This is a genomic window from Winogradskyella bathintestinalis, assembly GCF_030407435.1.
GTDB classification, from domain to species: Bacteria; Bacteroidota; Bacteroidia; order Flavobacteriales; family Flavobacteriaceae; genus Winogradskyella; species Winogradskyella bathintestinalis.
The window spans coordinates 67,198-90,521 of the sequence record NZ_JASDDK010000006.1; the positions used below are offsets into that span (position 1 = coordinate 67,198).

General features: G+C 33.2%; 21 protein-coding genes. 3 read left to right on the top strand and 18 right to left on the bottom strand.

The features are described 5' to 3' along the window. Window positions 1–12: 12 nt before the first annotated feature. The 4 genes from QMA06_RS14125 to QMA06_RS14140 all read right to left on the bottom strand — a co-directional run bounded on the left by QMA06_RS14125 (window position 13) and on the right by QMA06_RS14140 (window position 3,674). Window positions 13–1,110, bottom strand: a complete 1,098-nt coding sequence (locus QMA06_RS14125) for a hypothetical protein (RefSeq protein WP_290207535.1) — start codon at window positions 1,108–1,110, stop codon at window positions 13–15. 110 nt (window positions 1,111–1,220) lie between these two features. After that, window positions 1,221–2,006, bottom strand: coding sequence for a hypothetical protein (locus tag QMA06_RS14130; RefSeq protein WP_290207536.1), 786 nt, complete (start codon window positions 2,004–2,006; stop codon window positions 1,221–1,223). Beyond that, on the bottom strand, window positions 1,993–2,562 hold the full coding sequence (locus QMA06_RS14135; RefSeq protein WP_290207537.1) for an RNA polymerase sigma factor: 570 nt from the start codon (window positions 2,560–2,562) through the stop codon (window positions 1,993–1,995). The genes QMA06_RS14130 and QMA06_RS14135 overlap by 14 nt, the downstream gene beginning before the upstream one ends. Window positions 2,563–2,696: 134 nt before the next feature. Continuing rightward, entirely contained in the window at window positions 2,697–3,674 is a 978-nt protein-coding gene (locus tag QMA06_RS14140; protein WP_290207538.1) for a polyprenyl synthetase family protein, read from the bottom strand. A gap of 142 nt (window positions 3,675–3,816) precedes the next feature. Here QMA06_RS14140 and QMA06_RS14145 point away from each other — a divergent pair, with 142 nt between their 5' ends. Then, on the top strand, window positions 3,817–5,421 hold the full coding sequence (locus QMA06_RS14145) for a T9SS-dependent choice-of-anchor J family protein (RefSeq protein ID WP_290207539.1): 1,605 nt from the start codon (window positions 3,817–3,819) through the stop codon (window positions 5,419–5,421). 67 nt (window positions 5,422–5,488) lie between these two features. Here QMA06_RS14145 and rlmN read toward each other — a convergent pair whose 3' ends face one another. The 8 genes from rlmN to rsgA form a co-directional block, all read right to left on the bottom strand. Beyond that, the gene (gene rlmN / locus QMA06_RS14150) at window positions 5,489–6,529 is read right to left on the bottom strand and encodes a 23S rRNA (adenine(2503)-C(2))-methyltransferase RlmN (protein WP_290207540.1); all 1,041 of its coding nucleotides are present in this window, start codon (window positions 6,527–6,529) and stop codon (window positions 5,489–5,491) included. A 92-nt stretch (window positions 6,530–6,621) separates the two neighbouring features. Further along, a complete protein-coding gene (gene queA / locus QMA06_RS14155) occupies window positions 6,622–7,671 on the bottom strand; it encodes a tRNA preQ1(34) S-adenosylmethionine ribosyltransferase-isomerase QueA (RefSeq protein WP_290207541.1) in 1,050 nt (349 codons plus the stop codon). A 272-nt stretch (window positions 7,672–7,943) separates the two neighbouring features. Next, window positions 7,944–9,179, bottom strand: coding sequence for a 3-phosphoshikimate 1-carboxyvinyltransferase (locus QMA06_RS14160; protein ID WP_290207542.1), 1,236 nt, complete (start codon window positions 9,177–9,179; stop codon window positions 7,944–7,946). 36 nt (window positions 9,180–9,215) lie between these two features. Continuing rightward, a complete protein-coding gene (locus QMA06_RS14165) occupies window positions 9,216–9,542 on the bottom strand; it encodes a nucleotide pyrophosphohydrolase (RefSeq protein WP_290207543.1) in 327 nt (108 codons plus the stop codon). 2 nt (window positions 9,543–9,544) lie between these two features. Beyond that, a complete protein-coding gene (locus QMA06_RS14170; protein WP_290207545.1) occupies window positions 9,545–11,497 on the bottom strand; it encodes a transglutaminase domain-containing protein in 1,953 nt (650 codons plus the stop codon). 48 nt (window positions 11,498–11,545) lie between these two features. After that, window positions 11,546–13,456, bottom strand: coding sequence for a DUF3857 domain-containing protein (locus QMA06_RS14175; RefSeq protein WP_290207546.1), 1,911 nt, complete (start codon window positions 13,454–13,456; stop codon window positions 11,546–11,548). Window positions 13,457–13,876: 420 nt separating this feature from the next. Beyond that, the gene (gene dtd, locus QMA06_RS14180) at window positions 13,877–14,329 is read right to left on the bottom strand and encodes a D-aminoacyl-tRNA deacylase (RefSeq protein WP_290207547.1); all 453 of its coding nucleotides are present in this window, start codon (window positions 14,327–14,329) and stop codon (window positions 13,877–13,879) included. Window positions 14,330–14,431: 102 nt separating this feature from the next. Beyond that, window positions 14,432–15,382, bottom strand: coding sequence for a ribosome small subunit-dependent GTPase A (rsgA, locus tag QMA06_RS14185; RefSeq protein WP_290207548.1), 951 nt, complete (start codon window positions 15,380–15,382; stop codon window positions 14,432–14,434). Between the two features lie 79 nt (window positions 15,383–15,461). Here rsgA and QMA06_RS14190 point away from each other — a divergent pair, with 79 nt between their 5' ends. Then, on the top strand, window positions 15,462–15,935 hold the full coding sequence (locus QMA06_RS14190) for a hypothetical protein (protein WP_290207549.1): 474 nt from the start codon (window positions 15,462–15,464) through the stop codon (window positions 15,933–15,935). A gap of 55 nt (window positions 15,936–15,990) precedes the next feature. Here the strand turns inward: QMA06_RS14190 and QMA06_RS14195 are convergent, their stop codons facing one another. From QMA06_RS14195 to QMA06_RS14210, 4 genes are all read right to left on the bottom strand, one after another. Further along, window positions 15,991–17,073 carry a bifunctional 3-deoxy-7-phosphoheptulonate synthase/chorismate mutase type II gene (locus QMA06_RS14195; protein WP_290207550.1) on the bottom strand — a complete coding sequence of 361 codons (1,083 nt, stop codon included), beginning with the start codon at window positions 17,071–17,073 and terminating at the stop codon, window positions 15,991–15,993. Between the two features lie 65 nt (window positions 17,074–17,138). Continuing rightward, complete coding sequence (locus tag QMA06_RS14200; RefSeq protein ID WP_290207551.1) at window positions 17,139–17,990, bottom strand: prephenate dehydrogenase; 852 nt, start codon at window positions 17,988–17,990, stop codon at window positions 17,139–17,141. Between the two features lie 72 nt (window positions 17,991–18,062). Beyond that, window positions 18,063–19,205, bottom strand: coding sequence for an aminotransferase class I/II-fold pyridoxal phosphate-dependent enzyme (locus QMA06_RS14205; protein WP_290207552.1), 1,143 nt, complete (start codon window positions 19,203–19,205; stop codon window positions 18,063–18,065). Beyond that, window positions 19,202–20,029: a prephenate dehydratase gene (locus tag QMA06_RS14210; RefSeq protein WP_290207554.1), complete on the bottom strand. Its 828-nt coding sequence runs from the start codon at window positions 20,027–20,029 to the stop codon at window positions 19,202–19,204. The genes QMA06_RS14205 and QMA06_RS14210 overlap by 4 nt, the downstream gene beginning before the upstream one ends. Window positions 20,030–20,365: 336 nt before the next feature. Between QMA06_RS14210 and gldA the strand changes: the two genes are divergently transcribed. Then, window positions 20,366–21,265: a gliding motility-associated ABC transporter ATP-binding subunit GldA gene (gene gldA / locus QMA06_RS14215; protein WP_290207555.1), complete on the top strand. Its 900-nt coding sequence runs from the start codon at window positions 20,366–20,368 to the stop codon at window positions 21,263–21,265. Between the two features lie 31 nt (window positions 21,266–21,296). Here the strand turns inward: gldA and QMA06_RS14220 are convergent, their stop codons facing one another. Together QMA06_RS14220 and QMA06_RS14225 are read right to left on the bottom strand one after the other, a co-directional pair. Further along, window positions 21,297–22,040 (bottom strand): head GIN domain-containing protein, encoded by a 744-nt coding sequence (locus tag QMA06_RS14220; RefSeq protein WP_290207556.1) that lies wholly within the window; start codon window positions 22,038–22,040, stop codon window positions 21,297–21,299. Next, complete coding sequence (locus tag QMA06_RS14225) at window positions 22,037–23,131, bottom strand: acyloxyacyl hydrolase (protein ID WP_290207557.1); 1,095 nt, start codon at window positions 23,129–23,131, stop codon at window positions 22,037–22,039. Before QMA06_RS14225 ends, QMA06_RS14220 begins: the two co-directional genes overlap by 4 nt. Window positions 23,132–23,324 lie beyond the last annotated feature (193 nt).

Here is a 23,324-nt window from a genome sequence, read left to right on the forward strand (position 1 = left end):
TAATGATTGATGCTAATCCATATCAAATCGCAATCCGACGGATATGTTATTTTGGTCTATAACTTGATTTTTAAATAACGGATTGAGATCATATTTCACATAGAGCGCCACATCTCCCAAAGCCACATAACCACTTAATCCATAGATAAATTCACTAACCTCAAATTGGTCGCGTTGCTTTTCTTTTTCACGCTCTCCATCTTCTTTAAATTTAATTTTTTGCATGTTACCAATGTTCAAACCAGCATAACCCCCCAACCCTACTTTCCATTTTTTGTGTGTTGAATATCGAAAATAATTTTCGTTCTCAACTTTTTTAGACGGTCCGAATTCTATGTGCATTGGTATCACAAGATTCGTTGTTCTAAACTTTATTTTATCCGCATCAATCGGATATTCTTGTAATGTAATATCACCATCGGTATTTACGAGATAGTTGTTGTTTTTAAGTTTCAATTTATTCCATTGAAAAGAGAAACCGTATTTTAATCGCCAAAAATTGGTGTTATCGAAGATTCTTGTTTTCCAAGCATATCCTAATTCTATAAATCCAGAGCCACCTAATTTATATGGAGAATCTTCTAAATCTTGTCCATCGATAAAGGTATTATTAAATCCGAAAGCAAAAACAATATCTGTGGACGTACGCCTATCATACTTTACAGGTTTATTTTTTGCTTTTTCTCCAAAGTAAATAAAACTGTCACTGTCCTCTTCACCACTACCTATTCTAAAAATAAACCCATCGTCCCCAGCGTCCTCAGTGTTATAACCAGAATCATTACGTTTTAAAAGTGCTATTTTATTATCAATTATTGCTAAACGATTTTCAATATTTAAAGCTCTACGTTTTGCCGATTCTTTTTTTAAACGCTCAGCTTCCGCAGCTGATATTTGGCCGTCATCTAAACGTTGATTAATAGCTGCTATTTCTAATTTTAGATACTCTCTTTCTTCAATTTCAATTTTTGCCTTGAGATTTTGAAATGCTTGAATTTTTAATTCGTTTGTTGAATTTTGTGTACTATCAATTTTCGTGTCTTGCCCTTGTGCCATGGCATATGTCAATGATAGCAGTAAGCACACTAATAGTTTTGTAATTGTTGTCATAATTGTTCGTTTTTTGATTAATGATATTTATTGATGAATTTTGATTTGATTTGATTTTAAATAGATACAAATAAAAGCTCGCTGAAGGAGATTCCTGCTTTCGCAGGAACTTAGTTATTCCGATCCGCCACCGCTGTTTTCACGGTTTCGTAACTTTCCTTTAGAGCTTCGAAAACTTTGGTCCTAAACGATTGTCCCATTTCATCTTCTACACTCTCTAATAATTGGGTTGCATCTACCATTGTTGAGGCCTCCTTCTTTATACTTTCTTGAAATATTTCCTTGCTAGCTATTTTTAATAAAGAATCTATTTCCTGATCTGTAACGGTACTATTTTCAGGTTTTAAGGTTTTCATAGCTTCAGTTACTGCGTTTTTAATAGCACTTTTATCAATTTCTAATTGTATGTCATTCGTAACCTTTTTATTGAGACCATCAGGAATGTCATTATGTTGCACTTCGTCAATTTCTGCTAATTGGATATTCTCTTCAGAATTTGTTGTTGTTTTTAATTTATCGTGAATAATTTTAGGATTTTTATCCGCTGAAGTTTTTTCTTTCTCTTCTACTCTACGCTCTTGGTTAACTATTAATTCAATTGATGTTTTCTCATTTGACTGCTTGGTTTCTGTATTTATTTGTTCTTTTATTACTTCCTGCTCTACAATTTGCGGCTGTAATTCTTCAGAAGTATTAGTATTATAAAACTGTACCGTAACCGCAAGCATTAGTAATAACCCTGCTGCAATGCTCAACCACCAATACAATGGTTTTTTCGATTTTTTTTCGTCATTATCTAAACGTTCTGCAAGTTTAGACCAACTATCTGATGCTGGTGACAAGGTTCGCTTTTCGAGCTTATCTTTTATGTTTTCTTCAAATTTAATTGGAGCCATAACCGTTGTTGCTTAATTCGTTTTCTTTAATTTTTGTTTGAAGCAATTTTCGTGCTTTAAACAATTGCGATTTAGAGGTACCTTCAGATATTTTTAATAATTCGGCAATCTCTTGATGTTTGTAGCCTTCAATGGCATACATAACAAACACCATGCGGTACCCTTCTGGTAAACTATCGATGAGCTGTTGTATATCTGCTACTTCTATATTAGAGTTTATATTGTTAGAAGTATCATACTCTAAATAATCATCTTCTACGGCAAATTCAACCTTCTTTTGTTGCCTTAAGTAAGAAATGGCCTCCCTAACCATTATTCGTCTTATCCAACCTTCAAAACTACCTTCATTTTTAAACGATTTTAGATATTTAAACACTTTAAAAAAGCCATTTAACATGACTTCTTCAGCCTGGTACACATCCTTTATATAATATCTACAAACGCTTAACATTTTTGGGGCATGTAACTCGTACAATACATGTTGCGCTTCACGATTTTGTTTCGCAGCGCGCTCTATAAGTTGTGTTTCATTTTTATGAAGTTGAATAACTTTCATGGTTTGTTTTAAATTCAGCTAACCCTAAAAAAGGCCTTCTATTTATAAAGACGCAATTTTGTAGCCAAGGGTTGCTTGAGAAGTGAAAATTAATTCAAATAAATTTTAAACAATTATCAATCAGTTTATTAAAATTATTTTTTTCGATCAATAACATAATCGACCATGAGCTTTAGAGATGCTCTATAAGGTGATTCTGGATATGTAGCCAATAAAGTTAAGGCCTCTTCTTGAAATGCTTTCATTTTTGAAACCGCATAATCCAGACCACCACGCGCTTTCACAAAAGCAATGACTTCTTTTACACGTTTTTTATCTTTATTATGATTCTTCACCGAATTAATCAGCCAGGATTTTTCTTTTTTCGTACAGTTATTTAAGACATATATTAAAGGTAAAGTCATTTTTTGCTCCTTAATATCTATACCTGTTGGTTTCCCAATGGCTTCTTGACCGTAATCGAACAAATCATCTTTAATCTGAAATGCCATGCCTATTAACTCACCAAACTTGCGCATGGTTTCTACTTCTGACGAATTTGGTTTTACAGATGCTGCTCCTAAACTACAACAAGCAGCAATTAAAGTAGCTGTTTTTTGTCGGATAATTTCATAATAGACCGCTTCTGTGATATCTAATTGTCTGGCTTTTTCTATTTGAAGCAATTCTCCTTCGCTCATTTCACGAACCGCAACAGAGATAATTTTTAGTAAATCGAAATCATTATTGTCAATAGATAATAAAAGTCCCTTGGATAATAAAAAGTCTCCAATAAGAACCGCTATTTTATTTTTCCAAAGGGCATTAATTGAAAAGAATCCTCGTCTTCGGTTACTATCATCCACCACATCATCATGTACCAATGTCGCTGTATGAATCAACTCAATAACCGAAGCACCTCTGTAGGTGCGTTCACTTACTTCACCATTATTCATCATTTTGGCCACCAAGAACACAAACATTGGTCGCATCTGTTTGCCTTTTCGATTAACAATGTAATGGGTAATTCGATTTAGCAATGCGACTTTACTAGCCATAGAGAGTTGAAACTTTTGCTCAAAGAGTTCCATTTCGTAGGCTATAGGTTGTTTTATTTGTTCTGTTATTTTCATTTAGCAGATAAGAGATGACTTATTTTGCAAAACTACAAATAATGATGATTGTTTTTTGCGAAAAGATGAATAATGCAGTTTTAACATTTTTACTCAAAAATATTTGTAACTTTAGGCAATTAATTTTTAAAACTAAAAACACATGAAAAAAATTACTTTATTTATTTTAACCTTATGCATAAGCTTTATGAGTTATGCTCAATTTCCTGAAAGCTTTGATGGTGGAGCCGCAATCCCTGCAGGATGGGCTGAATTCACAGGAGCAAACGGATTAGATCCCGTAAACCAATGGGCAGTTAACGATGAAGAAGATTACATGGTTGTAAGATGGTCCGAAATTCTTGGTGAAGGACAACTTGCACAAGATTGGTTAGTAACGCCTCAAGTTGCTATTACAGCAACAACAAACCTGCTAACTTTTGACATGACAGATTTTAACGAACCAGATTATGGCTCAGAAGTTACTGTTAGAGTTTCTACTGATGCAAGTCAAACAAATATTGCACCTTTTACTACGGTATTAACAATTGATGAACTTGACACAAATGGGGGAGCATTTCTAGCTTGGGAGGTAGATTTATCTGCTTACATAGGAAGTTCTGTTTATGTAGCATTTGTTATGGAAAATAATGATGGAGATGCTTGGGGTCTTGATAATGTAGATTTTACAGAAGTACCCTCTTGTGTTCCACCTACTGAATTTATAGCTGAAGCTGCTACCACTTCTTCTTTTGAAATTAGCTGGTCTGATTCTAACACTGGAACTCCAACATGGGATATTGAATGGGGAGCTGAAAATTTCTTACTAGGATCTGGTACAATGGTAAATGGATTAACAGAAACAACATATAATTTTTCTGGTTTAACTGCTAGTACTACATACGCATTTTATATCAGAACCAATTGTGGTACTGCAGACGGTACTTCTGATTGGATCGGTCCTGTAACCTTCACATCTAATACTGATTGTGCATCTTATGGAATACCGTATGATGAAACTTTTGATAATGACGGTGCTTTTACAACTTGTTATACAACAGAAGACGTTGATGGCAACACACTTTCTTGGATTACACAACAAGATTTAGATTTAGATGCAGATGGTACAGTAGAAACTTTCGCAACTAATGCAAGTGGTACGGCAGATTTTACAAATAAAGATGATTGGTTTTTTAGCCCTGCCTTAGAATTAACTGGTGGTACAGAGTACGAATTTTCATCTGCTTACAATGTTTTACAAGGAAACGAAATTGCAAGCTTAGAAGCCTTCATAATGGATGGCCCATCGTCTACAGCCAACGTAGTTGCAACATTATTCTCTAATGAGAATTTCACAACTCAAGGTGAATTTGCCACATTAGAAGCATTGGCTTATCAAGAATCAAATACTTTCACACCTTCAACAACAGGTGATTACTATATTGCATATCGTTCATTTGGACCTCAGGGTGGTGGATTTCTTCTCCTTTTTAATTCTAGTTTAAATACAACTTTAAGCGTAGACGGATTTGAACAAGCTACATTTAGTCATTTCTATAATAAGGACAGTGAAGTTCTAAACTTAGAATCTGCAACATCAACTTTTACTAACGTAGAACTATATTCGATTACAGGTAAGAAAATATTAAGTAGTAAACTATCAAATAGTACGGAAAATATTGATGTTTCGAAGCTTAGTACTGGAGTATATTTAGCGAAAGTAAATATGAATGGTCAAATTAAGACTATTAAATTTGTTAAGAACTAATTACTTTATTTAGTATGGAAAAAGCGGCAATTGCCGCTTTTTTTTATGTCTAAATCTAAAATATATTCTAACTTTTATTAGCCAACTGCCCACAGGCAGCATCAATATCCTTGCCTCTACTTCGTCTTACGGTGACTGTAATATTATTGGCTTCGAGAATAGAGACATACATATCTATAACTTTTGAATTAGCTTGTTGAAACTCACCATCATCGATAGGATTATATTCTATTAGGTTCACTTTACTTGGTGCAAATTTGCAAAACTCCACTAAGGCTTCGGCATCTTTTCGTTGGTCGTTAATGCCGTCCCAAATTACATACTCATACGTAATTCTGTTTTTTGTTGCTGCGTACCAATATTGTAAGGCTTCTCTTAAATCCGTTAAAGGAAATGTTGCATTAAACGGCATAATTGAGGTACGGATGTCATCTATGGCAGAATGTAATGATACGGCTAACTTAAACTTTACGTTGTCGTCAGCCATTTTTTTAATCATTTTTGGAACACCTGATGTGGACACCACAATTCGTTTTGGCGACATACCTAAACCTTCAGGTGAGGTGATTTTATCAATAGCCTTAAGTACATTATTATAATTCATTAAGGGTTCTCCCATTCCCATAAACACAATATTACTTAAAGGTCTGTTGTGGTATAATCTACTTTCGTTATCTATGGCCACCACTTGATCGTAAATTTCATCGGGATTGAGATTACGCATGCGTTTTAATCGTGATGTTGCACAAAACCTACAATCGAGACTGCATCCTACTTGCGACGATACACATGCTGTAGTTCTCGTTGCGGTTGGAATGAGCACGGACTCTACAATTAAATTATCATGAAGTCTCACAGCATTTTTAATAGTACCATCAGCGCTGCGTTGCATCTGATCTACTTTTATATGATTAATGACAAAATTATCTTCAAGCATTTGCCGTGTTTCTAAAGAGATGTTGGTCATATCCTCAAAACTATATGCTGATTTTTGCCATAACCATTCATAAACCTGATTTCCTCTAAAAGCTTTATCTCCTTGTTTTACAAAGAATTCTCTCAGTTGGTCTTTGGTTAGCGCTCGAATATCTTTCTTTTTTGTTTCCATCTTATGCAAAAGTACTTAAATGAATTTGGTTTTTTCTTAAAACAAAAAAAAGCCTCAACAAGGAGGCTTTTAATTATATCTAAAGGTCTTAATTAGATGATAAGCATCGCATCACCATAAGAATAAAACTTGTACTTTTCTTTTACAGCTTCTTCGTAGGCTTTTTTCATAAAATCATGCCCAGCAAATGCCGATGTCATCATTAACAAAGTTGATTTTGGAGTATGAAAATTGGTAATCATACAATTAGCAATACTAAAATCATAAGGAGGAAATATAAATTTATTCGTCCAACCGTCATATTCGTTTAATCTGCCATTTGAAGATACAGAACTTTCTATAGTACGCATTGAGGTCGTTCCTACAGCACAAACACGTTTTTTATTTTCTATGGCGTTATTCACCACATCGGCTGCTCCTTTAGTAATAATGATTTCCTCACTATCCATTTTGTGCTTAGATAAATCTTCTACCTCAACCGGATTAAAAGTACCTAAACCAACATGTAATGTTACTTCTGCTGTTTTAACCCCTTTAATTTCTAGTCGTTTTAGTAAATGTTTAGAAAAGTGTAACCCAGCGGTTGGTGCCGCTACAGCTCCTTCGTTTTTTGCATATATAGTTTGATAACGCTCTTCATCTTCTGGCTCAACTTCTCTATTAATATACTTTGGTAACGGAGTCTCACCGAGTTGCGTTAATTTTGTTCTGAAATCCGAGTAAGAACCATCGTATAGAAAACGTAATGTTCTTCCGCGCGAGGTAGTGTTATCTATTACTTCCGCTACAAGCGTTTCATCGTCACCAAAATATAATTTATTACCTATTCTGATTTTTCGTGCCGGATCTACCAAAACATCCCAAAGTCGTTGATCTTGGTTTAATTCTCGTAACAAAAATACTTCGATACGCGCTCCCGTTTTTTCTTTATTACCATATAAACGCGCAGGGAAAACTTTGGTATCATTCATAATCATCACATCACCTTCATCAAAATAATCGATAATATCTTTGAATTGCTTGTGTTCAATAGTTTGTTTTGCTCTATTTAGCACCATTAATCGCGATTCATCCCTGTGTTCTGCAGGATGCTCGGCAAGTAATTCGTCGGGAAGGTCAAAACTAAAATGTGATAATTTCATGTGTTTATATTTATTGTTATTATGGTCACATGCCCTATGTTATTAATTCATCTTAAACGAGATAAAAATTAGAGCAAGCGTATGATACACGTATAGTGTATTTTTAGAAGTTGCAAATATACAATCTCAAAATAGGCGTTGTCAAGTAAATAGGTGTTTATTTTATTAAAAAGGCTCAAATCGCGTACTGAAACGAGTTCAGCTCAAATCGTTGTTAGTAATTAATCTTATAAATCATTACTATAATAAATACTGTCAAATAAGCCTTTGCTTTAATTTATTGAAAAATTAATTCCAATAGTTTCTAAATCGTCCCAAAATTGAGGATAAGATTTACTTACTACATCAGCATTTTCTATTATTATAGAAGTTTTTAAACCCAATGGTGCAAATGCCATTGCCATTCTGTGATCGTTATAAGTGGCTATAGCAATATCTCTATTAATTTTTTTAGACGATTTTAAATGCAGCGTGGCATCAGTGATAATTACTTCACCGCCTAATTTTTCTAATTCGGTTTTAAGTGCCAATAAGCGATCTGTTTCTTTAATCTTTAAGGTATGTAAACCAACCATATAACATTCTAAACCTAAACCAAATGCGGTTACAGCTATAGTTTGTGCAATATCTGGAGCGTTTTTTAAGTCTAACTCGATTTTTGATTGCTGACTTACAGCAGTCCGTTTTTTAAGGGTAATTTGATGATTATTAAAATGGGTTTCCACACCGAAGTTTTTATAAATAGTGGCCAAAACCGAATCACCTTGTAAGCTTTCTTTTTTGTAAGCCGTTATTGTGATCTCCGTGCCAACTTCACTTAATGCAACAAGACTATAAAAATAAGAGGCAGAAGACCAGTCTGACTCCACTGTTAGGGTTTGCGGTTTTAGGTTCGCGACTTGTGGTTTTATAGTGATTACATTGTCAATAAAAATTGTTTCTACACCTAAAGAATCTAACAAACTCAATGTCATTTTAATATAAGGGACGGATGTAATTTTGCCATTTAAGGTAATTTCTAAACCGTTTTCTAATTTCGAAGCTATTAGAATTAATGCCGAAATGTACTGACTGCTCACATTTGCCGCTAAACTCACTTCTTTTTTAGTGAGTTTTTTTCCAACTATTTTTAATGGTGGAAAGCCATCATTTTCTAGATAGTTGATATCTGCACCCAAATGTTTTAGTGCATCGACCAAAATTTTAATTGGCCGTTCTTTCATACGTGAAGACCCAGTTATAGTTACTTCCCTACGCTCTTGAATTGCAAAATACGCCGTTAAAAAACGCATAGCTGTACCTGCATGATGGATATCTATAACCGCATCAGTTGATGCTATGGCTCTCTGCATCAATACAGAATCGTCTGAATTAGAGATGTTTTCAATATTAATTTGAGGATATAAGGCTTTCAACAACAATAAGCGATTAGATTCACTTTTTGAACCGGTAATAGGAATTGTAAATTTGCGTGATGCTATTTTAGATTTGGCGATGTGAATATCCATTGGTTGTACTGAAAAATTAGGTGTTGAATTACAAAACTACTTTAATTTCTCGTTATTGTGATGCCTGTTATGATCTCGTTTGGTTTTTTTATCCATTTTTTTATCAAAAGCTTCTTGTAAGTCGATACCTGTTTGATTAGCTAAACACAATACCACAAACATTACATCTGAGAGTTCTTCGCCTAAATCTTTATTCTTGTCACTTTCTTTTTCACTTTGTTCTCCATAACGTCTAGCTATAATACGTGCTACCTCACCAACCTCTTCTGTTAATTGTGCCATATTGGTCAGTTCATTAAAATAACGGACACCATGGGCATTAATCCAATTATCAACTTCTTTTTGTGCGTTTTTTATATTCATATTTAGGCTTTGGTTAAAACTATTTGTTCTGTATGTTTTTCTACAATTTTACTGTAAAATGCTTTAAAATTAATATAATCTGATGGTAATATTAAAGGATTTAAAATATCTATTTGTGTATTTATTTGCAAATATTTGCCATTCTGACGTACAAGATATGTAAACTTTGCGTTAGCATCCGCAAACTCTACAGCTTCAGATTCTGGTAAAGATTCAACCACATAAGCTTCTGGTAGTTTAATATTTATATAGTATTTATCGGACTGTAGAATAACAAAATCTATAGGATACTGCCTTTCTTCTAATTTGAAAGGGTTTTCTTTTATAGCTAGAAATAAAAGTGGTGAAAAATAAATTTTATCTCCAACTTCATCAATTCCGTCGGTTAATTCATAAACATAATTAACTTTTATAGGTTGTGTTGCATCTTTTATACTTTCTACATTTAATTCACTTATTTCTATATCGCCTTTATCTTTTTCCAAGGTTTTAACACGGTCTTCTTCCGTCATATTAGCAAATTCGTCCCTATAGAAATAAGCCATATAATCGGTTAGGTGTGATGCCACTTTCCCCGTAACGGAGAAATCTTCGTTAATAGAAATGTTAAGCATTGAAGACTCTGAAGACACTGTATTTGGTTGCAGATTTATCCATCGAGAGATATTTTGGTCTTTAATTAATCTTCCTTGCCAATTTAATACACGTTTAGGTAATACATTATTAGTACTGTACGTTTCGGTAGCGTCAATTAATAAAGTTTCATCACCATTTTGCACACTGCAAATAACGTAGTTAAATCCATCGATTGAAGGAAATAACGGAATGCCATTGTTTCTAGTACTTAATACCACCGGATTTGCATTCACTCCTTGAGATCGCAGCATAGATACCACCATTAAATTGATGTCGGCAACGTTGCCTTCGCCTTCTTTGTAAGCAGAACGCACTCCTTTTTGAGCAAATTTCCCATGCTTTCCATTCCATTTTACCCTAGTTTTTACCAAATTTTCAATTATAAACGCTTTTTCAAAATCATTATCAACCCCAACTAAAGCAGTTTCTAAATCTTCTTTATAAATATTAAACGCTCGTAATTGTTTTCCAAAATTCTCACTGTTATTAATAGTTTTTGAAACTTCCTCCCAAGACGATGAGAATGATTTTTCTATGATTTTTAAATTATTTAAATACGCCGTAAGTTCCATCGCCATTTTGCTTCTATAATTATTGATGTTTCCAGAATAGGCCTCGGTTCTCAATGCTGGAATATCCACTTCGTTTACAGTTAAAACATTAATTTTATAAGCAAATGGAACGGTTGTATTTTCCGAGTTTTCAACTACTTTTGGTAAATAAACTGCTTGAAAATTAAACTGTTTATTGTATACAAAATATTCTGGTGTTGCAATTTTAACTTCTAATTTGTTAATTGGAATACTAAACTGAAAAATGATATCGTCAATACTATATCTGGTAGAACTCACTTTGTATTTATATTCTATAATAGTACCTTCTTTAACGTTTGGCAATGTAAAGGAACTAATATCAGTATATTCAGTATAATCCTCTTGAAATTTCCCATCACTTTTAAGTTTATCTTTTTCAATCTTACCATTACTAAGATTATAAGTATAAGCTTTTAAACCTGTGAGATTTTCTTTTTGGCCCCTACCTTTATATAAGTACACTTTTTTAGTTGCCCAATCAAAACCGTCTTTATTGTATATCTTAACACGCTCATGAATTTCTCGTTCTTGAATAAAACCCTGACTTTCTGTATAAAAGAAACTAATTTTTTCGTTTCTATACAAGATGGCAGCGGAAGCAGCAGAATCTTTAGCATGATATTTTTCTTGTAATTCTTCTTTAGATATTTTTCCAAATTTAAAATTTTGCGACTTACAAAAATTAGTAAAAAACACAATGGTGAAAATAAGTAACACTTGCTTCATAATTTATTGATATTAAGTTTGGTTTGGTTATAATTTGACGTATAAGAATTAAGCTGTCGTTAAAACGATTTTACTTTTATCGTGTTTTACAATTTGCTTTCTAAAGTTTCTGAAAGCTTTATAATCCTCTTTTTCATAAATTCCTTTATTGAGAATATAGGTTCTAGAGTATTTCAATTTATTACCATCTAAGGCTTCAATTTTAAAACTATAACTCCCAAACTTCGTTTCAATATTCTTAGATTCTGTCATTGCTTCCACCTTAAGACCTTCGGGCAGTTGAATAACAAATTCGTCTGTATCTTTGAATGAACGGTCGATTTTAAACTCTAATTTTCGATCTGAATATCTCGGCGGAATATAAGTGACTTTATTAAACATATTTGGCTGAAAAATAAGTCGAGTTCCACTTTTTGATGCAAAATTTTCTGCCGTTAACGTTACATTTTCACTGTAAATTATATCCTCTTTATTATTAGAAATAGCGATGTTATTTACACTTAAGTTATTAATGTAATCCCAATATTCTTTATAATGTAATTGTTGATCTCTTTCGGTTTGGCTCTCAATACCTTCATGACTATTATATTGATAACCAGTAGAAACAATGGTAACCTCAGCGGTAAAACCTCCTGAAGCATCCATAGCGATATTCGCCGTAGTTTTTTGAACACTATCATCGGCTTTATAAACCGTTGTATGCACTATTTCGCCACCATCTGGTTTAATTAATAACACATCTCTATCGTCAGTGAAACCAGCCGTAAACCCAAAAGGATTGGTTTGACTTGTACATTCTAGAAATATATAATCCTCTTCATTGGGTATCGCAAGAATGACATGATTGGTCTGTCCTTGAAAAGACACAAAATCTTTGTCTACATCTCTAAGCTCTCTAGAACCAAATAATCTGGTGTAATAAGATTCTACACCTACATTTTCTAACAATGCTTTAGTATAGTTTGACAATCCTTTACAATCTCCATATTTCACCTCATCTACAGTTAATGCATCAATAGGTTGCATACCTCCAATACCTTCTTGTACGCTTATATACCGTGTATTTTTTTGCACATAATTATAAATTATTTTTGCCTTTTCAATAGGATTATCAACACCTTTTACAAGATTTTGCGCTAAAGTTTTTGTCTTTTCGGATAATTCTAATTTGTCCTTTAACATATTTTCGTGCATCCAAAGTCCTTGACTTTTCCAATCCCCATTTCTCCCTTCCACGCCATTAATCTTAAATTTATCTAAAGCCATACTCAGTCTTGGCGCTATTAAGAAAAACTTTGGACTATAAGCTTCGTATTCAATTGGTGGTAAATTTTCGGCTTTATAATAATTTTCTGATATCTTTTTAATATTGGAATTTTCAAAATGCTGCTCTTTAAAATGTAGTTGCTCACCCAAATTGTTTTCTATCTTCAATTCTGAAAATTGTACTGAGATATAATAACCATCTATGGGCATCCAATGTGGTAAATACGACGTGTTTTTATGATGCACTTCAGATTCAAATTCAATAGTAAACGGATATTTTAATGGGATATAATCATAATACATTACTCTATCATCGGAATATAATGTACCACCACTAACGGCACTTTCATCTGTAAAATCGGATTTTCTGATCTTTTTAATTTCTTCGCCAATGGCATCAAAAATTTTAACTTCAATATGCTTAATTTTTATGTCTTCATTGTAGTGTGCGTAAGACTTGGCATGCCTAAGTCCTCCCTTACCATAAACGGTAACAATTCGCTTGGTTTTAATAACCATGTCGTCATAATCATTAATGGTTATTAGTTTGCTCGCGTGCCTTACAACAGCGTTGGTATTCGCTTTTAATTCTACAGGAACTAATAAAGAATTGTATACGGCTTCTGTTTGCGAAAAACTAAAAATGGTAGTTAAAATAAATATATGGAGTAGCGTAAATTTTAATTGAGGCATAGACGCGGTTAGTTTGGTTAGGTTTTACAATATAATAAGTAAATTCTTTTATTCAAACGTTTGCGATCATATAATGCTAGTAATTAGACTATTTTCGATAAACGGTTTAGTGAAATATAATATTTGGTTTAGAATCTATTGACTTCAATTAAAGAACTAATTTTAATAAAATGAGATAAGGAATCAAAGTAAGTGAAATGTTAATTGACTCGACAACATCGAATTTACAATAGAAGAGAATTTTAAAATGTCGATAGCAGTGGAACTTTTGCTGAATAATTCACAGTGAATGTTAAGAACAATGCTCCCCTACTTCCATTATTACAGCGAATTGATCGCTACTAAAATTGTAGTCTACAAGTCTTTATCATTAATCAGGTGTAATGCTGAAACCTTGACTCTATGAGAAAACTAAAGTTATTATGCTTTATTTTTGGAATCGATAATTATAGTTACTGGACCATCATTTATTAAATGCACCTTCATATCGGCTCCAAACTTACCTGTCTGAATAGTTTTATCCAAAGCGTCTTGAAGTGTTTTAATAAAACTATCATACAATGGAATTGCAATGTCAGGCTTGGCTGCTTTTATATAACTTGGGCGGTTACCTTTTTTAGTACTGGCATGAAGCGTAAATTGGCTCACTAGAATAACATCACCATCAAAAGTTTTTAATGAATTATTCATTACACCATTCTCATCAGAAAAAATGCGAAGATTAGTTATTTTATTGCAAAGCCAATCGATGTCTTCTTGACGGTCTTCATCTACAATTCCGAGAAAAACAAGCAGTCCTTTTTGTATAGAGGCTACTTCTATCTCATTAATAACAACAGAAGCTTCGGTAACTCTTTGTATGACTACTTTCATGGTAACTTCATTAACCCTATTTATTAAATAATCTACAATCTTCTTGAAGATTGCTGTGCCACTAATTAAAGAATCATTCAGCAGCTAATTAATCTCCAAAGTTTAGACTTCCTCCCAATTATCGGTACGGTAATGCTCATCTTCACCTTCTAAAATCTGTACATAACTTTTATATCTTGAATAAGACACCTCATCAGCTTCTAAAGCATCTTTAACCGCACATTTTGGCTCATTTAAATGGATACAGTTGTTAAACTTGCAATCTTGCTTTAATGCAAAAAATTCAGGAAAATAATCGCCTACTTCTTCGCGTTCCATATCTACGACACCAAATCCTTTAATTCCTGGTGTATCAATAATTTTCGCATCAAAACTTAGGTCAAACATTTCAGCAAAAGTAGTAGTGTGTTGTCCTTGACTATGTTGTGTAGAAATTGCTTTTGTTTTCAGGTCTAATGAAGGCTCTATAGCATTCACAAGAGTAGATTTCCCTACACCAGAGTGACCAGCAAACATACTTACTTTGCCTTCCATAAGTGTTTTTACTTTATCAATATTCTTACCAGTAGCTGCAGAAATCTCCAGACATTCATATCCAATATTTCGATATATACTTGCCAAATACTTCACTTCTAACAATGTATTTTCATCATAAGTATCAATTTTATTAAACAATAAAACTGATGTGATAGAATACGCTTCAGCAGTTACCAAAAACCGATCAATAAACGTGGCAAATGTCGGCGGATTATCAATGGTTATTAATAAAAATACTACATCAATATTAGAGGCAATGATATGCGTTTGTTTAGAAAGGTTTACCGATTTACGAACAATATAGTTTTTGCGCTCTTCAATGCGGTTAATGACTCCGGTTTCGGTATTGTTTTTAGTTTCTAGTTGAAACTCTACACTATCACCAACAGCAATTGGGTTGGTACTTTTAATACCATCTAATCGAAAACGGCCTTTAATTCTGCATTCGTAGAATTTCCCGTTCAGTGTTTTTACGGTGTACCAACTCCCTGTGGATTTATATACGGTTCCTGTCATGATTATCTATTATAACAAAGAAACGGTTTTAAAATATAAAAAATACATAATTTAGTGCTTTAAACTTAAAACTTTATTTATGAAAAAAACTACTTTACTGATTGGATTAATTATTACAGGCTTTATTTCCTTCTCATTCGTTCAAGAGGAAAACTCCGTACCACAAGTGGAATACAAGGTTATTACCAGCATAGAATCTATTGTTTCTAGTGGGCTAGGACGATCACGTTTAATACAATCTAATATCGATCGAAATTACAAAGATTTTACATCTGGACAAACTGAAGAGGATAATGGAAGAAACAAATCTAAGCGTGGTGATATCCGTGTTAAAGATTTTGAGGAAACTAAATTATTAAACTTTTATAATATTGGTGGTATCCGTTTTCAAAATATTGTGGCTAATGATGCCGTTGTAAGTTCTAAACTTACCGCCATGGCACAAGAAGGTTGGGAACTTATGTTTATAAATAGCGCGGTAGAAAGCGACAGTGGTAAAGGCGATGGCCAAGGTATATTTGTAACGCGATATACATTTAAACGGGTACAATAATTATATTAAAAAAGGTTCGCTAATTGCGAACCTTTTTTTTTAAACCGTTAAATTCTTAATTATTGATAATTTTCTCTTGATGATTAATAGATTCTTGGTGAATAGCTTTAAACACTCTAAGAATAAATTCTTCACTTAAATTTTTCTCATCTCCTTGAAGTATCATTTTACCTAAAATCTCATTCCATCGCTTAGACTGCAAAACGGCTACATTGTGTTCCTTCTTTAATTTACCTATATCGTCTGCAATATTCATACGTTTTCCCATCATCTCAATTAATTGATGGTCAACCACGTCTATCTGAGTCCTCAATGTATTAATCTTGTTTTTAAAGGCTACATCATCACCTACCTCTTTTCTGATTTTTAAATCTTCGGTATATTTTATTAATTCCGTAGGTGTTATTTGTTGAGCGGCATCGCTCCATGCGTTTTCAGGATCGTGATGTGTTTCAACCATTAGACCATCGTAGTTTAAGTCTAATGCAGTCTGACAAAGATCAAAAATAATATCACGACGACCTGCAATGTGAGAAGGATCTAGAAGTAATGGTAAATCCGGAAAACGGTTTTGCAAGTCGACCGCCAATTGCCATTCTGGATTATTTCTATAACGTGTTTTTTCGTAAGTTGAAAATCCTCTATGTATAACCCCTAAATTTTTAATATCATTGGTATAAAAACGTTCAACAGCTCCTAACCATAAAGATAAATCTGGATTCACCGGGTTTTTAATCAGCACCGGTTTGTCCGTCCCTTTTAAGGCATCGGCAATTTCTTGAACTATAAATGGGCTCACTGTAGTTCTGGCACCAATCCACAGAATATCAACATCATGTTTTAAGGCTAATTCCACATGATTGGCATTGGCAACCTCCGTGGTAATTTTCATACCAGTTTCTTGCTTTGCTTTTTGTAACCATTTTAAACCAAGTGCTCCTACTCCTTCAAAATTTCCTGGTCGCGTTCTAGGTTTCCAAATACCTGCTCTAAAAACTGTGGCATCACTATCCTTTAACTGATGTGCTATTTTTAACACTTGATCTTCTGTTTCGGCGCTACAAGGTCCGGCAATAACTAGTGGATGATCTAAATTGTAGGCGTCTAACCAATTTCTTAATTCTTTCTTGTTTTCCATTTTGCAAATATTCTAATCTGTTTTTAATTTATATACAAGGTTTTAGTAACCCTGCGGAATACTTATTATTGTATTCCGTTTAATATATCTTTTATATGATTGGTGTCTTTCATTTCGTTATAAACTGCGTCAAAATCCTCCTTTTCCATTAATGTCTTAAAATGTTTTAAATTAGAAATATACTCATCTAACGTTTCAATAACATTTGTTTTATTCTGTTGAAAAATAGGCGCCCACATGGCCGGTGAACTTTTTGCTAAACGTACTGTACTTTCGAATCCACTGCCCGCCATATCAAAAATATCGCGTTCATTTTTTTCTTTATTAATAACCGTTTTCCCCAACATAAAAGCACTGATATGAGATAAATGAGATACATAAGCAATATGCTTATCGTGTGCTTTAGGATTCATATAGCGAATACGCATACCTAAATCCGAAAACAACTTTAGCGCTTTTTCCTGAAGTTTAAATGCAGTTTCTTCAACTTCACATATTATATTCGTTTTATTTCTATACAAATTACGAAGTGCGGCTTTAGGACCAGAATACTCCGTACCAGCAATTGGATGTGCTGCCAGATAGTTACGACGCTTTGGATGATTTTTCACCGCAACACAAATGTTTTCTTTGGTTGAACCGGCATCAAACACTATTGTCTCATCTGAAATATGATCTAAAACCCGAGGCAAAACACTTAAGGTGGCATCCACAGGAATTGCCAGAATAACCAAATCCGCTTTCTTTAAATCCTCAAAATTAGATTTTTGATCGATAAGTTTTAAACTTATAGCCTCATCTAAGTGCGTGTCGTTTTTATCTATACCATGAATGGTGCATTCTGGATATAGTTCCTTAATATCTAATGCGAAACTTCCACCAATTAACCCAACTCCTATAATAAATATGTTATTCACTTTATTTTTTGCTTCTTAATTTATGCATTATAATTCGTTTACTCACTCCACGAGACTATGCTTATAATTTTTTTAAATTCGAGCTATAGCTTCTTTTATAACTTCAACATCTGCACATAATGAAAATCGCACATATCCTTCTCCATTACTACCAAATACAGTTCCGGGTGTTATAAAAATAGAGTATTCTTTTAGTACCATATCGGTAAATTCTTCTGATTTATATTGCGTTGGTAATTTTGCCCAAACAAATAATCCGGTGGCATTTCTGTAATAGGTACACTTTAGTTTTTTTGCCAATTCCCAAATTAGTTTTTGGCGTTTTTGGTACACACTATTTAAACTTTGAAACCAAATGTCTGAACATTTTAAGGCTTCAATGGCTCCTTTTTGTATACCGTAAAACATTCCGGAATCCATATTGCTCTTTACTCGTAAAACCGCACTAACAAAATCGTAATTACCCACTAACGTCCCAACACGCCAACCAGCCATATTAAAAGTCTTACTTAAAGAGTTTAACTCTAGGCAAACTTCTTTGGCATTTTTATATCTTAAAATACTAATTGGCTTTTTATTTAATACAAAACTGTACGGATTGTCATTAACAATTAATATATCGTGTCGTTTTCCAAAAGCAATCACTTTATCATAAAACTTATTGTCGGCATTTCTTCCTGTTGGCATATGCGGATAATTAATCCACATAATTTTTACACGTTCTAAATTCATACGTTCTAAAGCCCTAAAATCTGGTAGCCAATTACGACTTTCCTTTAGGTCATAATACAGCGGTTTAGCTTCTAACAATTTTGCTACAGAGGCGTATGTTGGATATCCCGGATTTGGTACTAAGACTTTATCACCCTTATTTAAAAAAGCCATAGAAATATGCATAATCCCTTCTTTGCTTCCCATTAACGGTAGCACTTCTGTTTGAGAACTTAGATCTACATTATAATGTCTTTTATAGAAATTTGAAATTTCCTCTCTAAATTCTGGCAACCCTTGATAACTTTGATATTGGTGCGCTTTTTCGTCTAACAAGCAATCTTGAAGTTTCATTGAAGCTTTAATGGGTGGCTCTAAATCTGGACTTCCAATTCCTAAATTAATTATCGGCTTACCTTGAGCTTTTAATAGCGCCACTTCTCTCAATTTTTTAGAAAAGTAGTATTCTTCAACCTCTTGTAATCGTTTGGCAACTTCAATCATTGTCTCGCATTTTTATATTCTCCCAATACCTTAAAATTTTCCGCCATTAAGTTTAAAATTGATTTTGCTTTTTCAAAATCTTTATAACTTTCAAACGTAACATCTACAAAAAAGGCATATTTCCATGGTGTTTCAATTTTGGGTAAGGATTGTATTTTGGTTAAGTTAAGCTTACAATCGCTCAGCACATTTAATAGGGCTGCTAAACTTCCACGCTTATGCTGCAATTCAAATTTTAGTGAGGCTTTATTATTTGTATTAAGATTTTGTTGTTCATTCTCGCGTTGTACAATAACAAAGCGTGTTTCGTTATGTTTTATCGTTTGAATACTTTCTGCCAATATCTCTAGATCATATAATTCTGCTGCATTTTCACTAGCAATAGCAGCAATACCTTTAATGTTTTTATCAGAAATTTGCTTGGCAACATCGGCAGTATCTTTGGCTTCAACCAATTTAATATGTGGGTAATTCTTGAAAAACGCTTTGCATTGTAACAAAGCCATAGGATGAGAATGTACCTCTTTGATATCCGTAATAGATTGATTGGCCAGCGCCATTAAATTATGTTGAATATCTAAATAATGTTCTCCAACTATTAATAAATTATGCCTATCAATAAGCGCATAATTAGGAATAATAGAACCTGCTATAGAATTTTCTAAAGCCATTACAATAAAGTCGGTATCACCATTTAACAAACTATCTACAGTACTATCAAACGTCATGCATTCTACAACATCCGTCTGTGTTTTGAAGTAGCGTTGAGCCACTTCGTGGTGAAATGAGCCTTTAATGCCTTGTATTGCTATTGGTTTTTTCAAATTCAATATTTTTTTTTAAATCCTGTTAAGAATTCAACGTTCTTACCACTTTAAAAAATGGGAATAAAAAAAGTCTCGATTAAATCGAGACTTTAAAATTTTATTTATAATAAAACATACACTGTCTCGTTCCTTTAGCTAAAAAAGAAATAAAACCAGTTATAATATGTTTTAGAAATATTCATGTTTGTAAATATTAGGCTAATGTAATTATTATTTTTACAAATCAAAATTGTTGAATTGTTTTTTTATAGTTTATTCTGAAGTTTTAAAGAATTAACAAAAAAAACAGTTCAATATTCGGAATTAACTATTTTTGAATAAATTTTTATCTATATGTCTATTGAAGTTCAACACATCACAAAACTATATAAAGACCAGAAAGCACTCGATGATATATCTTTTAAGGTAAAGAATGCTGAAATTGTTGGTTTTTTAGGACCTAATGGAGCTGGTAAATCGACTATGATGAAAATCCTAACAACATATATAGAAGCTTCAGAAGGTACTGCAAAGGTTAATGGTTTTGATGTGAATTCCGACAAAAAGAAGGTTCAAAGTAGTGTTGGATATTTACCTGAACACAACCCACTGTACACCGATTTATACGTTAAAGAGTATTTGAATTTTAATGCCAATGTTTACGGCACGTCCAAATCTCGTATTGATGAAGTTATTAAATTAACAGGGTTGTCTCCAGAAGCTCACAAAAAAATCAGTCAACTTTCTAAAGGCTACAGACAACGTGTTGGTTTGGCAAATGCCCTATTGCATAATCCTGAGGTATTGATTTTAGATGAACCTACAACAGGTTTAGATCCCAATCAATTAGTTGATATCAGAAATTTAATTAAAAACATTGGTAAAGAAAAAACAGTATTTCTTTCTACACACATAATGCAAGAAGTTGAAGCCATGTGCGATCGTGTAATTATTATTAATAAAGGAAAAATTGTAGCGGATAAATATTTAAAAGATTTAAGAGCCGGACAAGAACAGATTGTGATTGTTGAATTTGATTATAGAGTTGAAGACGCTTTTCTTTTGAAATTACCAAAGGTCACTTCAGTTAAAAATACGCACGATTTTATATATGAAATTACATTTTCGACCTCGGAGGATATGCGTTCGCACGTTTTTGATTTTGCGCATGATAATGGGTTGAAAATTTTACAATTGCATCAGAAAAACACAAGTTTAGAGAGCTTGTTTAGAGAAATGACGAGCTCCACCTAATCTTTGAGAAGGTAAAACTTACTTTAGGCTATTACTCAAATAGTAATTCCCCACTATATATACGTTCAACATCCACAACAGCTGGTTGATTTACGGAAATTAAATTTCCGGTACCTCTGAGTTCGCCCGTAAGGGATTGTTGCGGATTTACGACCATGTCATTACTTCCGCGATGGTAAACCTGAACATGCTCTGCTCTTAAGTTTTCACCTTCAAAACGACCTGCCCCTGAATAAAATCCGACGAACAGGTTTTCCACATTACCATCGATGTAAAAGAAAGATAAATTATTTGAGACTACTTCTAAATTCTCGGATGCTATATGAAGTCTAAAATCACCCACGGTAAACTCGTTTTCAGCATTAAAATCTTCAGAATACAAATTTAAAGCTGGATAATACAAAATACCATCGGATGACACGCTGTATTGAGAAGAAGTTCTTATAACATTTATATTTGGCGCTTCAACATAGATTTTAGTGATGCCATATTCCCTAACATAATTACAAGAATTATTATCAGTTAACACCAACTCATTGTCTATGACTTCGACTTCAACATCATTTATTAAATTTTCACCTGTCTCTATAGTGACTTTATAATCTGGCGCATCCTTAATAATCAATTCTATATCCCTATTGACAAAAATTTTCTCGAAACTCGTTACTGAAATCTCTTGGTAAATAATCTCACCTGATGTTTGAAAACAATCGTATACATCTTCGCTATTACAAGCGAAAATGATGAGACAAAATATGTACAACACTTTTTTCATAATCTAATACCTACTCCAAATTCTACCGCCTCTGCCTTAGCACCATGCGACTTTAGCGTTATTGTCCCAAATAATTTTTTTCCGAAATAGCGTTTAAGACCTATTCTAAGATATGTCCGTCCTTCAAAATCATAAGGATAATAAATATAGTATCCGAATTGTGTAATGACAGACATTTTATTAATAAATAGCTCGTGACCGGCAAAAACACCGACTCGTTTATAATCTTCATCACCACTTACATCGAGCTCAGGAAAAGAAACCGATTGGTAATATATAAGTTCCTTAAGAAAATTAGAGAAAAATACATCTGTACCCAACTGAATAGAACTTATGTCACTTAATCTTTTATCTGCATATCCTGAAAAAATATAAAAAGGAAATTGACCACTCCCAATAACATCGCTTTGGTTAATACCAGATCTAAAGACCAAATTGAACTTAATGTTTTCAGTGTATTTTTGAGTGTCATTATTGTCTTTATACACTTGGTCTTCAGCATCGAGATTATAGGACAAGCCCATATTAAACGCAATGGTATTAACACTGGTATTTGGTGCAGTAACATTGGCATTTGAGTAGTGGATTAAAGATAAACCCGCTTGCACCCCAAAACGTTTAAATAAACGTTCTTTTTTATAGTTGAGCATGAGGTACGTTGAACTTAAAATATCGGAACCAAAAGCAACATTTTTTGGGTTTTCTATCTTATCATAAGGATTGGTCGTATAGGCTAAACCCTGTGCCAATCTCAACATTACATTACGTTTAAAAAAGTAAAAATTATAATGTGCATATACCCCAAAGTTATGACCCAATTTATCGTTTTTTAAATCTTGATATATAAAAGACGCCCCGTAATCTGGATAATTGTAACGTTGTTCCCATGGGTTATTTCCAAAAGTTTTCTTATTATAACTAAAAATAAACCCGTCGGGGTGACCAGTTATAAGATGAAGAATATCATTATTATGAAGCGCTATATTTCCACCAAAATAATTAAGGTCAAAATAGGTGTTGGTCGGTTTTTTTTCTTGTGAAAAAGAGAAAAATCCAACTGCGACAATTAAACTCGTAAGCCAGTACTTCATGTATATATTATTGCCGGCAAAAATATAATAATAAGTTTAGTTATTAATGGACATTTGTAAACCATAACATCATAGAAATATACAGTAAGCGCTAAACGTCAAAATGCAAAAACAATTCGCTGATACTTAGAGATGTTATAGCATTACAATGATTCTCAATTTTATAAGGATTATGTTTATTTAGTACGCAGTC